Origin of the sequence: Streptomyces collinus Tu 365 (assembly GCF_000444875.1) — a bacterium.
Classification (GTDB): Bacteria; Actinomycetota; Actinomycetes; order Streptomycetales; family Streptomycetaceae; genus Streptomyces; species Streptomyces collinus_A.
In genome coordinates this window covers 8,209,398-8,222,950 of sequence record NC_021985.1, presented here as the reverse complement: position 1 = coordinate 8,222,950, position 13,553 = coordinate 8,209,398, and the positions used below count along the sequence as shown (strand labels likewise).

The 13,553-nt window shown below is 69.7% G+C and carries 12 protein-coding genes; 4 read left to right on the top strand and 8 right to left on the bottom strand.

Annotated features, from left to right (window positions below):
- Window positions 1-126 precede the first annotated feature (126 nt).
- Window positions 127-750, bottom strand: a complete 624-nt coding sequence (locus B446_RS35180; RefSeq protein WP_052352092.1) for a hypothetical protein — start codon at window positions 748-750, stop codon at window positions 127-129.
- A 9-nt stretch (window positions 751-759) separates the two neighbouring features.
- Here B446_RS35180 and B446_RS40870 point away from each other — a divergent pair, with 9 nt between their 5' ends.
- Complete coding sequence (locus B446_RS40870) at window positions 760-888, top strand: hypothetical protein (protein WP_272945898.1); 129 nt, start codon at window positions 760-762, stop codon at window positions 886-888.
- Window positions 889-1,150: 262 nt separating this feature from the next.
- Here B446_RS40870 and B446_RS35175 read toward each other — a convergent pair whose 3' ends face one another.
- The gene (locus tag B446_RS35175; RefSeq protein ID WP_020937372.1) at window positions 1,151-2,089 is read right to left on the bottom strand and encodes an AraC family transcriptional regulator; all 939 of its coding nucleotides are present in this window, start codon (window positions 2,087-2,089) and stop codon (window positions 1,151-1,153) included.
- Between the two features lie 106 nt (window positions 2,090-2,195).
- Here B446_RS35175 and B446_RS35170 point away from each other — a divergent pair, with 106 nt between their 5' ends.
- On the top strand, window positions 2,196-3,224 hold the full coding sequence (locus B446_RS35170) for an aldo/keto reductase (RefSeq protein ID WP_020937373.1): 1,029 nt from the start codon (window positions 2,196-2,198) through the stop codon (window positions 3,222-3,224).
- A gap of 412 nt (window positions 3,225-3,636) precedes the next feature.
- Here B446_RS35170 and B446_RS35165 read toward each other — a convergent pair whose 3' ends face one another.
- Window positions 3,637-4,560, bottom strand: a complete 924-nt coding sequence (locus B446_RS35165) for an oxidoreductase (protein WP_043474385.1) — start codon at window positions 4,558-4,560, stop codon at window positions 3,637-3,639.
- 82 nt (window positions 4,561-4,642) lie between these two features.
- Between B446_RS35165 and B446_RS35160 the strand changes: the two genes are divergently transcribed.
- Both B446_RS35160 and B446_RS35155 read left to right on the top strand, forming a co-directional pair.
- Window positions 4,643-5,248 (top strand): TetR/AcrR family transcriptional regulator, encoded by a 606-nt coding sequence (locus tag B446_RS35160; RefSeq protein WP_043476988.1) that lies wholly within the window; start codon window positions 4,643-4,645, stop codon window positions 5,246-5,248.
- Window positions 5,249-5,280: 32 nt separating this feature from the next.
- The gene (locus tag B446_RS35155) at window positions 5,281-5,424 is read left to right on the top strand and encodes a putative ATP-dependent DNA ligase (RefSeq protein WP_020937376.1); all 144 of its coding nucleotides are present in this window, start codon (window positions 5,281-5,283) and stop codon (window positions 5,422-5,424) included.
- 85 nt (window positions 5,425-5,509) lie between these two features.
- On the opposite strand, the gene B446_RS36325 is transcribed toward B446_RS35155, so the two are convergent.
- From B446_RS36325 to B446_RS35135, 5 genes are all read right to left on the bottom strand, one after another.
- Window positions 5,510-5,776 carry a hypothetical protein gene (locus tag B446_RS36325; RefSeq protein WP_020937377.1) on the bottom strand — a complete coding sequence of 89 codons (267 nt, stop codon included), beginning with the start codon at window positions 5,774-5,776 and terminating at the stop codon, window positions 5,510-5,512.
- Window positions 5,777-5,848: 72 nt separating this feature from the next.
- Window positions 5,849-6,100, bottom strand: a complete 252-nt coding sequence (locus B446_RS36320; protein WP_020937378.1) for a hypothetical protein — start codon at window positions 6,098-6,100, stop codon at window positions 5,849-5,851.
- A gap of 299 nt (window positions 6,101-6,399) precedes the next feature.
- Window positions 6,400-6,600 carry a hypothetical protein gene (locus B446_RS41225; RefSeq protein ID WP_420010333.1) on the bottom strand — a complete coding sequence of 67 codons (201 nt, stop codon included), beginning with the start codon at window positions 6,598-6,600 and terminating at the stop codon, window positions 6,400-6,402.
- Window positions 6,601-6,724: 124 nt separating this feature from the next.
- Window positions 6,725-7,384, bottom strand: coding sequence for a hypothetical protein (locus B446_RS35140; RefSeq protein ID WP_020937380.1), 660 nt, complete (start codon window positions 7,382-7,384; stop codon window positions 6,725-6,727).
- 14 nt (window positions 7,385-7,398) lie between these two features.
- On the bottom strand, window positions 7,399-12,237 hold the full coding sequence (locus B446_RS35135) for an RICIN domain-containing protein (protein ID WP_020937381.1): 4,839 nt from the start codon (window positions 12,235-12,237) through the stop codon (window positions 7,399-7,401).
- Window positions 12,238-13,553: the final 1,316 nt, after the last annotated feature.

Sequence of the window (13,553 nt, the reverse complement as noted above, 5' to 3'; positions counted from 1 at the left end):
TTGCGCAGCTCCTGCTTCTTCGCCGCCTTCGACTTCGGCTTCCGGGGGCGCTTCCAGATCGGCTGCCACCCGAGGGGCTCCTCGGACTCGAGCTCCTGGCTCTCATCGAGCGCGGCGGAAATGTCCTTAAAGCTTGTCCCGCATCTGACCGGTTGGGGGCGCGGCGGCCAGACGCAGACGTTGGACACCGCCTCGCGTCAGCAGCATCCCGCTGCTGGTCACGAGGTCATGGGCGGCAAGGCCGATCCTCATGCCGGAGATTCGTCGGCCCTGCGTGCTCTCGACGATGGCTGGCCTGGTCGCCGCTCGCAGGACCTTCCAGATAAGGCGCGTCTCCTCGGTCAGGAGCTGATGTCTCTCCGGCCCGACTTCCTGCTCGAACCAGCGCACCGCGAGACGGCCGGCCTCGAAGACTTCGCCCTCGCCGTCCTGAAGGCGGCGTGAGCAAAGGAACTGCACGACGGCCGAGTGTCCGAGGTCGGACCTGGGGGCGACGGCGTCGTCCACCAGGACGTCCTCAGGTGCCCGGGCCTCGGTCGGCAGAAGCAGAAACGCTTGCCGACCGCCGCAGCTCAGGGCCTCACCGAGTTGGCGATGCAGATGCACCTGGTGAAGGCCCTTCGGCCCGGGGTGACTGCACAGCCAGCCGGAGCGCGGCAGGGCTTCGCTGATGCGCTGCCCAATGAGTTGCTCGTCTTGGGGCAGGGACCACACATCGGTCGTCTTCGTTCGGGAGCCAGGAGAAGCCACGCGCGAAGCATGGCAGAGAACGAGAACTTGATGATCCGTCGCTTCTTCACCATCACCACAGCCACCGTGCTGTCCCTCATCGCCCTCGGCGCCGCGGCCACTGAGGCGTTCGCGGGCAACGTCAGCAGCTGCCCCTGACATCGCCACTCCACGGGCGGGCCGGTTCCCCGAACCGGCCCGCCCTGCCGTTGTTCGCATGAGCTTGCCCGGCTCGGAGTGATCGTGAGTGTACGCGCGTTTGCTCGACTCGCGCGCTGTCCGCTGTGAAGACCTGGTCGCGACAGCGGGCACACTGGTCGGTGCAGATCGGTGCCGTCCCGGCTCCATGCCGTCGGCTCGAGTCGGCCGGCGCACCACGCGGTGGCGCAGGCGCGCCGGCTTCGTTCAGGGCTGATCTCCGTCACCGGCCCGCGATCGGAACGGCCTCCTGGCGCACGCGCGTCCGGTAGCGCTGCGGCGACTCCCCGACAACACGCTTGAACGCCGTGCTGAACGCGCTCTCCGAGCCGTAGCCCAGCTCGGCGGCGAGCGCCGCGACGCGGGCGTCGCCGTTCCGCAGCGCGCGCTGGGCCAGCAGCATGCGCCACCGGCCCAGGTAGGTGAGCGGCGGTACACCGGCGGCCTCGCGGAACCGCTCCGCGAATGTAGTCCGGGACATCGCGGCGGCGCGCGCCAACTCCTGCAGTCCCCATGCGTGTTCGGGGCGGCCGTGGAGCAGGTCGACGGCGGGGCGCAGGCGCTCGTCGACGAGCAGGCGCAACCAGCCCGAGGGCAGGGGGGTCTGGTCGACGTAACAGCGCAGCACCTCCAGCAGGAGCAGTTGGCCGCACTGCCGGATCGCGAAGGCCGAGCCGAGCCGGTCGCCGGTCGCCTCATCGAAGAGCCGCAGCAGGGCGGCGAGGAGACGGTCCCCATCTCCGGCGGTGGAGGACCGGATGTGGGCCACCGGTGGAAGCGACTCCAGCAGGAGCGTCCGCCCGGCCTCGTTCACGCTGACGCACCCGCCGATCACGACGTCGTCGACGGCAGGGTCCGAGCCCGCGAAGCGGGCGGTGGAGAAGTCCGACTCCGGCTGGATCTCGTGGCGCGGCGCCGCGCCGGCCTCGAAGGCCACCCACGAGCGCCCGGTGAGGATTGCCACGTCACCCGCCACGAGGTCGATCGGTTCGACGACGCCGTCGGTGGTGAGCCGGGCGTGCCCGCTCACCATCGCGAAGAACTTGACCGGATCGGCCAGTGGGCCGCGGGCCCACCACCCGCCGCGGGCCGCGACGCCGCCGGTCAGCACGCTGCGTACCTCGACCAGGTCGAGTGCCTCGGAGAGTCGGTCCGGATCCATGTCCGTACTCTCGCGCAGAAAATCGGGATGGACAAGGATTCATAGTCCGGCGAACGACAGACAGGCTGGTGTCAGCGACACAGCAGGACGACCTGAAGGAGACCCCATGCACTACCGCAGCCTCGGCCGGACCGGGATCAAGGTCAGCCCCTACGCCCTCGGCGCGATGATGTTCGGCGCCCTCGGCAACCCCGACCACGACGACTGCGTCCGCATCATCCACCGGGCGCTCGACGCCGGCATCAATCTCGTCGACACCGCCGATATGTACGCGCACGGCGAGTCGGAGGAGATCGTCGGCCGGGCGCTGAAGGGACGACGGGCCGACGTCGTGCTCGCGACCAAGGCCCGGAACCCGATGAGCGACGAGCCGAACCACCAGGGCGCGTCCCGGCGCTGGCTGATGCGCGCGCTGGAGGACTCGCTGCGCCGCCTCGACACCGACTACGTGGACATCTACCAGATCCACCGCCCGGACCCCGACACGGACATCGAGGAGACCCTCGCGGCCCTCACCGATCTGCAGCGGGCCGGCAAGATCCGCACCTTCGGCACGTCGGCGCTGCCGGCCTCCGACATCGTCAGGGCGCAGTGGGTCGCCGAGCGGCGCGGGCTGGCCCGGCCACGCACCGAGCAGCCGGTCTACTCGATCCTGAACCGGGGCATCGAGCGCGAGGTGCTCCCGGCGGCACAGGAGTTCGGCATGGGCACCCTGGTCTGGTCGCCCCTCGGCGGCGGTCTGCTGACGGGGCGGTACCGCAAGGGCCAGGAGGCCGCGACGCACCGGTCGAGGTACGGCTTCCAGCACCTCACGGACGACCGTCGGCTCGACGTGGTCGAACAGCTCATCCCGCTGGCCGAGGAGGCCGGCCTGCCGCTCACGCATCTCGCGATGGGCTTCGTGCTCGCCCACCCGGGCGTGACGTCCGCCCTCCTCGGACCGCGGACCATGGAACACCTGGACGACCTGCTCGCGGGCGTCGATGTCACCCTCACCGACGACGTGCTGGACCGAATCGACGCGGTCGTGCCGCCCGGCACCGACACCGGCACGCTCGACATGGCCTACCAGCCGCCAGCCCTCCAGCGCCCCGAACTGCGCCGCCGGCCGGCCGGCGAGCGCGCGGCGGCATGACGTCGGCTCCGGCCGGAGCCTGCCGGGCCTGTCAGATGCTCGAGCCGATGAGTTCGCGGATCGCTTTACAGGTTTCGCCACCTTTGCCGCTCCTCCTCACCCCTACTGAACCTCTTTCATCCTGAATAGTCGGCGCCCTGCACCTGGAACAGGGGCGCTCGGCCGAGGCCTGCGCCGCCTACCGGTCGGCCGTGGACGCTGGGCTCCCCGACGCCTGGGAAGGGCTGCTGTCGGCGTGGGCAGCCCTGGCGCCCCGCGCGACAACGCGCGCAGACAGTGGCGCGGCTGCCACGTCGCTGCCGCCGCAGGAGTGAACACGAGCCGACCGCGGCGGCGCAGCCGGACACCCACACGCCCCGCCGCTACGGTCAAACGGAGGCCCGGGCAACCAGCACGGCGAGCGGCGGGATGATCATGGCCGGGTCCCGGCGGTGACCGCCGACAGCGGGAAGGCGATACCGGTCAGTTCCTCGGACACCGTCCACAGGCGACGGGCGGCCGACGGGTCGGCGGCCGCCGGCGAGCGGCCCACCAGGGTCGGGGCGCCGCGCATCTCACCGAGCCCGTCCGGGCCGACGTAACTCGCACCGGGCAGGTCCTGGACAGCGGCGTACAGGGTGGGCAGGGCGCCGGCCCTGTTGTCCTGGGCGAAGAGGCGGTTGCCGATCAGCAGAAGGGCGCGGCGCAGGGGGCTGCCGTCGTGGCTCTGGAGGTTGGTGGCGGCCCAGCCCGGGTGCGCGGCGAGGGCGCGCACCCGTGAGTTCGACTCGGTCAGCCGGCGCTGGAGTTCCAGGGTGAACAGCAGGTTGGCCAGCTTGGACTGGCTGTACGCCTTCATGGGGGCGTACTCCCCGGTGAGGTTGAGGTTGTCGAAGTGGATGCGGGGGTTGCCCGGCATCCGGTGGGCGCCGGAGGAGACGGTCACGACCCGGTCGGTGAGGTGCGGCAGCAACAGGTTCGTCAGCGCGAAGTGGCCCAGGTGGTTGGTGCCGAACTGCGTCTCGAAGCCGTCCTTGGTGGCCGACTCCGGGATGTTCATGACGCCCGCGTTGTTGACGAGCAGATCGAGGTCACCCCGCCAGGCCGCCGCGAACTCCCGCACGGAGGCGAGGTCGGCGAGATCTAGCCGACGCACCTCCACGCTGCCGTGCACGCGGGCCGCCGCGGCCGCACCGCGCTCGGGGTCCCGTACGGCGAGCACGACGTGCGCGCCGGCGCCGGCCAGCGCCTCGACCGTGGCGAGGCCCAGTCCGCTGTTGGCTCCGGTGACGACCGCGGTACGGCCGGTCTGGTCAGGGATGTCGGTCACGTGCCACGTGGGGGAAGGAGTAGTCATGCCAGCGAATGTAGGCGTCGACAACAATGCTGTCAATGACAACAATGTAGCCGAGGCAAACATGGCCGGTACACTGATGCCCATGCACACCCGCCCAAGCAGCTACCACCACGGAGATTTGCGCGCCGCGTTGCTGACCCGCGCCGAGGAGACGCTGAGGGAGAAGGGCCCGGCCGCCCTGTCGCTGCGAGAGCTCGCCCGCGACCTGGGCGTCAGCCACGCTGCCCCGAGCCGTCACTTCAGGGACAAGCAGGCATTGTTGGACGCGCTGGCACTGACCGGCTTCGAGCGGCTGGCCGTGGCGCTCGAGGGGGCGCACGGGCGGGCCGGCGCGTCGTTCGCGCAGCGTCTGGACGTCATAGTCCGCGCCTATGTGGACTTCGCCCTCGAGAACGCGGCGTTGCTGGACCTGATGTACTCGATCAAGCATGACCCGGAGGCGTCCGAGGCCCTGCGGGCGGCGGCAGAACGCTGGTCCGCGCTGCTGGTGTCGGGGATCGAGGAGGGGCAGCGGCAGGGTGAGGTGCGGGAAGGGCCGCTGGAGCGCGTCGGCGTCCCGGTGTTCGCGGTCCTGCACGGTTACGCCGGTCTGGTGACGGCTGGGATGCTGCCCCCCGAGGCCGCCGAGCACGGTCTGGACGAGGTGATCGCCTTCGCGCTGCGCGGCTGCGCCCCGGACGCGGTGTAGCCGGGCCCGAGAGCCTGGACGTCACCCTCGCGATGCCGGAACTGGTGGTGGAGATCGGCGTCGACGTCGCCCGCGACAATGCAGGGCGCTGGCGGCACCCCGCGCGTTGGCACCGGGCGCGCCCGGACCTGTCGCCCGCCGACGTCCCAACCTTCGAGCCCGGCCCGACCGGCTGAGCGTGCACGTCGGCGCGGGCCGGCCAGGACGCTGCACGGTTCGTCTGGCACGTCCTGCTAACCGCACCAGATGCACGTCTCGACGTCAGCCGAGGTAGGTGACCTGAAGCACGGTGATCGTCTTGAACGTCTCCCCCGCCACCGACCTTCGAGAGGACCCGCTGGTCCCGTGGATGGTCCAGACCCAGGAAGCGTCGCCGGGCCGGCTTCGGCCTGTTGCGGAAGCGAGACTGCTGCCCTGACCGCAGCTTTGTTGCTCAACGAGGTCCTCGATGGCCTCGTCGTCTTCGTCGGCACGCTCCAGGCACGCCCCCAGGACTGAGGACGGCGGATAGCCGGTGAGCGCGCGCATGTGACAGGACCAGGCGGCGGCCGCGGCGATCCATCCGAGGTCCAGGCCCTGGGGTGCGTCGGCGTAGCGGCGCTACAGCCAGCCGGCCAGTTCGTCGGTGAGACGGGCGTCGTCGGTGTCCGGGGCCTGTCGGAGCTCGGCCGCCAGTTCCCCGGGGGTGTGTTCACGCAGGACACCCGCCGGGGCGCTGGCGATGGCCAGCAGGTTGTGTCCGTCGTCGAGTTGAAGCCACCGGTGCAGGGTCTCGCGCCGGCCGTGGGTGACCTCGTGCAGCGTCATGCGGGTCAGATCGGCGCCGGGGCCGGCGATCCCGCTATCCCCCACCGTGGGTACCGGGGCACCTTCCCCGCCGACGGCACCTGCCCCTTCGCTCACTCAGGCCAGCGCGTAGGCATCCGGTCCTCGCTCGCTCAGCCAGGTGCCGAAGTCATCCGGGGCACGGGTGGATGCGTCGCTCAGGGGGACCTTCTGCTCGGCGGCGGCGGTGGCCGGGCGCCGATGGCGGCGGCTGGCCGCAGCATGCTTCGCCACCGTCGGGCCGCAAGAGCCCGGCGGCCGGACCGTTCCGTCGCAAGGGAGCGCGAAGCAGGGCATGGGGCATGGCGTCCCGCCGTGCGGAACGTTCAGCGCCGCCCGATGTGCGGGGTCAACAGCTTGATCGCCGGCTGGTGGTCGTACTCCTCGGCCACGTCCAGGGGACGTGTGCCCGGCCGGATCGCGCAGTTCTGGGTCAGCGCCGAAGGCGAGCAGGATTGCGGTGGTGTGGACGGTGAGCGGCTGGCGGCTTTGGGCGCTGTCCGCGTGAAGTGGTCCACGTGGGTCATCCAAGCGCACGTCCCGGCATGACGACCAGGGTGGAGGTGTCGAATCCGGGCTCACTGGTGGCTCACGCATGAGGAAACCCCGCCAGGGACCACCTGGCGGGGTTCGGCGTCCGGTCCCCCGAGATCACTCCTCGTGCAAGGCAGCTCGCAAGCAGGCGATCAGGTCACCGGTCGGAACCTCGGTCCAGTCGTCCCCGGGCACCCCGACGCGCCTGACCTCATATCGTTCCCTGTCCACCTCGTGCACTAGAACCTGACGGCTCGTTCCGTCCATCGCATCAACACGCAGGCGCACGGCACCGTGCGTGATCGTCGGGAACGTGTTCCGCAGTTCCTCATCCGCACGGAGGCGGCGCAACAGGTTCCAGCGCGGTCGGTGGAATTCGGACGACAGAAGGTCGGACCACTGCGAAGAGGTCGGCTCTCCGTTCTCGAGTGCCCTGACGAACTCGTCGAGTGTCATGAACTCGAACGTTTCCGCCAACTCGTCGAACGCCATGCCATCGCGCCACGCGGCGATGGCCTCCACGAGCTGCCCGAGATCATCTGTTGAGCCGATGTGCCAGGTGAACCCGGGGATGTGGACGGTCAAACGGAAGAGGCGTTCCCCGGTCGCGGCACCAACCGACACGAAACCCCTCGCTGTTTCGATGGTGAAGTCGTCGACCGCCCAGGGCGCGAGCCCGATGTCGCATCCGCGTGACGTCGCCGCCTCTTTCATGGCCAGAGCCAGGCCGCCCGAGGCGGTCACGTCCGGGTACAGGTCTTTCCCGGGGTTGCTCATGTTCTTCGTGTCCCTCAGCAGTGGCAGTATCCGATGACCGAACCCTTTACAGGGTCCAGTTTCCCCAGCACCGACAGGTCCGGCATCTCAGTCGGCGGGTCCAGTCGCATTGCGCCGTTGGGGCCCGACGGGGAGTAGAACTTCACGGAATCCCATGGGCGTTGGCCGTTGGCGACAGCTCTCGCGATCATGGACATCTCGTAGTCCGTGGCATGCCCGGCCTCACCCGCCCTCAAGCCGCGCTTGGCGGCTTCCATGAAGCCTCCGAGGTCACTCAGCCCAGTCATGTTGACGTGCAACGTGACGCTCGGGTCGGCGACAGCCATTTCCGCCAACCGGGCGAAATCCTGCGGGGACACGTTGGAGAAGGTGGTGAACTTGTTCTCGGGGAGCTTGGCCCACTCGTCGAGTGCCCCCTTGTTCTGCCACCCCAGGGCGACCTTGCAGTTGTGGACGAGGACCGGGGTGGCGCCCGCGAGCACGAAGAACGTGTGCAGATCACCGACCGTGAGGTCGTACACCGTACGCGGAGACAGGTCCGGGCGGTCGAGGAGGGCGGTCACCCGGCGGATGGAACCGTCCGGGGTGCGCAGCCGGTCCCCCACATGCAGGTCTGAGACAAGCGTCCACCCGCGTTCCACCACGTAGAACCTGTGGCCGGCGGTGCTGGTTAGCTTCCCCCCGCCGGCAACGGTGATGTCCACCAGCCGCCGGGTGTCGTGCTTGAAGGTGTCGGTGACCTCTCGGGTCCGCAACTGGCCGGTGGCCGGGTTCATGGACCTGACGAGGTCCCCCACACCCACCTGGCTGATGGGCCGGTGTGACCCGTCCGCCATGAGCACTTCGGTGGCACCGGGGAAACTGTTGGTCCGGCAGGCGGTCCGCATCTCCTCGGTGAGTCTCGCCGACCGCTCGATACCTGCCAGCGCGTCCGCGTCCATGTGCAGCGTGCGCAGCGCCTTCAGCGCGTCGGCGACTCCGATGCCGGTGCGCATGGAGGCGTTCACTGTCCTGACGGCGTCGGCGAGTGCGGCCAGAGGCTTCTCGAGCGGGAGATAGTTGGCGAGGCTCCAGGCGCAGCCGCTGGCACTGCCGTGGAGGCAGTCCATCATGTCGTCGGCGAAAAACGAGAAGAGGATCGATCCTGCCACGTCTCCGAAAAGGCTCTGCCATCCGGCGCGGACGATGTCCTTGCCGGAGAAGTGGTGCTGCCAGTTGTCGATCGGGACGTTCTTCAAGGTCGCCCGCTTAAGGAACTGCCATGCCGACTTCGGGCAGCCGTCCGCTGTGGCCTGCGCGTCGTCATCCGTGCACAGGTAGAAGTCGGCGTCGTAGGTGACGACGAGGTCGTACGCCGCGTCGCAGCCCTTGAGGGCTGCTTGCGGCATTCCCGGGCAGGTGCCGATCTGCTTGGAGTTGACGATCTCGACGGTGGACTCATCGGGCACGGCGAACACGCCGGGAATGCCTGTGCCGGACCCCTGGGAGCGTCGTTTATCGGCCTCCGCCTTCTCTGCCCGGTCGGCGGCCGCCTGAGCCTCCTTGGCGTACTTGTCGGCGTCCTTGGCGGCCTGTTCGGCCTCGGTGGCTGCGGCGTCGGCGCGGGTGGCCGCCGCGCGGGCGTCCTTGGCATCCTGTTCGGCCTGGGACGCCGCGGAGCGGGCCGCGGCCGCGTCGAGTTCGGCGGCGTCGGCCGAGTCGCGGGCGTCCTTGGCGTAGCCCTCTGCGTTGCCGGCCGCCTTGTCGGCGGCAGCCGCGTCCTCGCCGGCCTGCTTGTCGTACTGAACGGTGCGGGCCAGTGAGTCGGCGGCCTTGGATGCCGCCTTGGCCGCGTCGGCCGCGTAGCCCAGCGCCTCCTTGGAATAGGTGCGGGCGTCGGACGCGTACTGGGCGGCATTGGCCGCGTGCTGGTACGCCTCCTTCGCGTCGCCCTTGGCCTGGTCGGCGAGTTCCTTGGCGGCCTGGGCCTCGGCCGCCGCGTTCTTGGCATGCGCGTCGGCGACGGCCTGCTGCTGGTCGGCGATCGTCTTCGACGCCTGACCGGTCAGCACGACCAGGCCGGCCGCCGAGTCGGCGTCGACGTAGGCCGAGCCGAGCTGGACGGCGTCGTTGGCCGGGGCTGCGACCTGCTTCGCCGCCTTGCTCGCGTCGACCGCCGCCTGAGCGGTGACATGGGCGAAACCGGCGGCCTTCGCTGCGGCCGCGAGTGCCTTCCCGGCCTCTGTATTGGCGGCATCGGCCTGGGTCTTGGCGTCCTTGGCGTGCTGCTCGGCCTCGTCGGCGAGTTTGACGGCCGTCTTGGCCTCGGCGGAGGCGTCCTGGGAGGCCTTGATGGCGTCGGCGACCGCGCTGGTCGCAGTCTTCACCGCCGCGTCCGCCTTCAGCTTGTCCGCCTGGGCGGCGTCCGCGTCGGAGCGTGCGCGCTTGGCAGCGGCCTCGGCGCGGGTGGCCGCGGCGTCGGCGTCGGCTGCCGCCTGCGTGGCCGCGTCGGCCTCGGAGCGTGCCTTGGTCGCGGCGGCTTCGGCATCGTCGGCTGCCTTGTCGGCGTCGTTCGCCGCGGCGCGGGCCGCGTCGGCCGCGTCCCCGGAGTCGAGCGAGTCGGCGTAGGCGTCCTTGGCGTCGGCCTTGGCGCGGGCCGCGTCGGCCTTCTGCTCGGCGTCCCACGCGTCGTCGCGCATGTCCTTGGCGTGGTCGCTGGCCTTGACCGCGTCGTCGCGCCGGTCCTCTGCGGTCTTCTCGGCTGTCTCGGCCTTGTCCTTGGCGTCCTTGGCCTTGGTCGCCTCGCTCTCGGCGTTCTTGCGGTGGTCGGCGGCCTCAGCCCGCTTGGCGGCGGCGTTCTCCTTCTCCGCCTTGGCCGTCTTCTCCTCGGCCTCCGCCGCGAGCCGTTTGGCGTGCGCGTCGGCCGCAGCGGCCTTCGCGTCGCCCTCCGCCTTCAACGCGTCGGAGAGCTTGGCCTCCGCCGTCTCCTTGTCCTTCTTGGCGTTGTCCCGGTGCACCTTCGCCGCGTCCGCGGCCGCCTTGGCCTGCAGCTCGGCCGTCTTCGCGGCCTCCTTGCGGAACTCCGCCTTCGCCTGCGCGGCCTGCGCCAGCCCACGCTGCGCGATGGTCTCACTGTCCCCGGCGGAGGCACGGGTAGCCGCCTCGGCGGTCTCACCAGCCTTCACCAGCGCCTGCAGCGCGGCGACAGCCCCCTTGGTGACCTGCGCCTTCTGCTGCCCAACCAGCAGGCCGCGGCCACGCGGCGCGCCGCTCGTGTCCGCGATGCCGTAGGCGGCCTGCACAGCCGAATCCGAGGTAGTGGCGGCCTTCTGCGCCACGGCGAGCTGCGCCTTGAGCACGGCCAGCTGCTTCTTCGCACCGGCCTGGGCGGCGGCGACACCGGACTTCGCCTTGTCGAACTGCGCCTTGTCCGGGTAGTCGAGCTTGTCCGTGCCGTCGTGGCCGGTCGGCTTGATGTCGAACTGCTGCGCGTCGGTGCCGTTGCACGTGTACAGCTTGGCGTCGTTGCCGTTGTCGAAGGTGTGCATGTCCAAGCACTTGCCCGTCCCCGTGTTCTTCAGGCTGGTGGCGCCGCGCAGCTCGGACGCCCATATCTGCGACGGGGAGTCCTTGCACGACGAGATCTGGATCTTCGTGCCGTTCGCCGTGTTGTTCCCCGCCACATCGAGGCACTTGAAGGCGTTGACGTTCTGCAGGTGCAGGCTGTCCTCGCTGCCGTAGAGCACCCACTTCTGCGCCGCGGAGCCGTTGCAGGTGTACACCTGGACCGGTGTGCCGTTGTCCTTCTTGCCGCCCTGGACGTCGAGGCACTTGCCTTTCGCGGCGTGCACCTCGATGACCGTGGGACTGTCACCGACCCAGCCGAGGCCGCCCGGCAGCCAGTAGTCCTGCCAGCGGGTCAGGTGATCGGCGACCCAGGAGTGGCCCAGCATGTCGCTGAGCGCCTTAGCGCCCTTGGCCAGGGCATCGACAGAGTCCTTGTTGGCCCCCAGGATCTGGTTGCGCTGAACGGCCTGGGAGGCGACTTCCTGCTGCCACTCGTCGGCCGCGGTGGCGGTGATGTCACCCAGCACGTTGTCCGGGTCGAGCGGGTCACGCCAACCGCATGCAGTGAACCGGGACTTCACGTCCTCCACGGCGATGCGGTACTCCGGCGTGCCCGGCTGCGGTGCGCTGCGCGGGAAACCGCCGGAGGAGAGGAAGAGGCGGGCGTCGTCCGCTCCCGCGTTCGTGGCCGGCCCGCCGTGCATCCATCGGAAGGCGTCGTGCTCGGCGAGCACACGGTTCCACTCAGCCTGCGTCGTGCCGGCGGGGTCCGGGTCCGTGCCGTACAGCGGGGTACCGAGATCGTCGACGGCCTTGAGGGTCTTGGCGTCGGCCTCCGGAGTGGCGTCCTGGTAGAAGTCGTCGTCCTTCTGCCAGAACCGGTCGGCGACCCACTTGCTCAGACCGGTCTGGTTATAGAAGCTCTGCTCACCGTCGGGCGGCCAATGGAAGTCGGTGACGGTGAACCCGCCGGGAGTCGCCAGGCCATCCAACGGCTTAGCCCACGCGCTGCGTTGAGACTCGAGGTCGTCGGCCTGCTTGCTCGCCGCGTCGCGGTCCTTCTTGTACGCGACGGCGAGCGGCGTCTGGTCCCAGTGCTTCCGGTCGGCCAGGGTGTGCAGCTTGTCCGCGGGCTGGTTGAGAGCGTCCTGGGCGGTCGTGGCCATCGTCGGACCGCCGAGCCGCAGCACGTCGGCCATCAGACACTCGTCCTGCCGCAGTTGCTCGGCAGCAGTGTCCTCGTACCAGGGATAGGAGTCGGCCACCGGCTCGACGCCCAGGCGGGTCAGCCCGGGCTGAACGGCCATACCGGCCACTACGGCCAGTGCAGCCACGGAGGTGACGGCGGAGGTGAATTTTCCTGCTCTTCGTGTTCCGGGCATGCGGAACCACGGTTTGGGGTGCACGAAGCATCCCTTTCTGCGTCTTCGGGGGGCGTGGGCCGGAGGTCGGCCGAAGAGCAGGGTGACGTGTGCTGCCTGATGGTCAATCAGCGGCTGGTCAGGCGCGAAGACTCAGGCATGCGGATGGCCGGTACGGCGGCATGATGTCGCGGCCCCTCCCCCGTGAGCGACGGCGTTCCCCCGGTCGCTTACTGATGCACGCACGTCGTGTAAATGGTCAGTTTCCACCGCGCGCGACTCACACCCTAGAGAATCGTCGACCTGTTCGTACAGACGTTCCAGGCGAGGTAGGTGGCCCTGACCGAAAACACCCATCCGTCGACCGTTGATCCTCGAAACTCGACTCCTGCCCAGCCCCACGGCGATCCGGCACACGACGCCTACACAACAACGACACACAACCCCCGCCTACCCGCCTGGATTTGGCTGGATCTCGACTGTGCGACTCGGCGACAGCCCGGATCGTGAACCAGCTCGCCGAGGACAATGTCCACGCGACGAGACGTGAGCCGTCGGCGGCGCGGCCCTCTGTCCGCGCCGCTACCCTGCGAGATGTTCGGTCGCGGTGCGGGAGATGGCCGTCGTCCTTCTCAGTACCTCTTCCCGCACTCGGCCAGCGGCCGGTGCGCACGCAGATGAAAGCGGCACGCTCGCAGAATCAGGTCACCCATGGGCGCACCACCAGGTCCCCGCCGGCATCGATCAGCAGCGGTGCCTGGACGTGATCGGCCTCCCATACGCGATTGCGCCAGGGGGTCGCCCGTATGCCGAAGACGTCGTGCGCGCGTGCCGCATCCGGTCCTGCGGCAAGCCTGCTCCTTCGGCGGCAGCCACGTGGACGGGTCCTGGTCTGCCTTGGACCGATTCGAGGCGGCTGAGACCGCGATCAGTGCCCGGTGGTCGCCCAGGTCGCTCTTTCGCCGTTTAACTGGAGGCGCCTGAGTCCCCGGCCTCGGCCACCGCGACGGTCCTGACTTCGCACTTGCGGTCGGTCGTTCGGCCAACGAGACCGATTGCCCAGGGCGTAGTTCGACCTCAGCCCGCACAACCGGCGCGTGGACCGGCGTTCCCCGAGCGTGCGCGTGCTCGGGGAAGGCCGGCGACATCACCGGCGGGCGTGGCGAGGAGGCTCTGCGGCCGCGCTCCGCTTCATGCGCGACGCGGCCTGCGTCCGGCGGCTCGATCAGCGATTGTCAGGGGCCAGTTGGCACGTTGCGGTC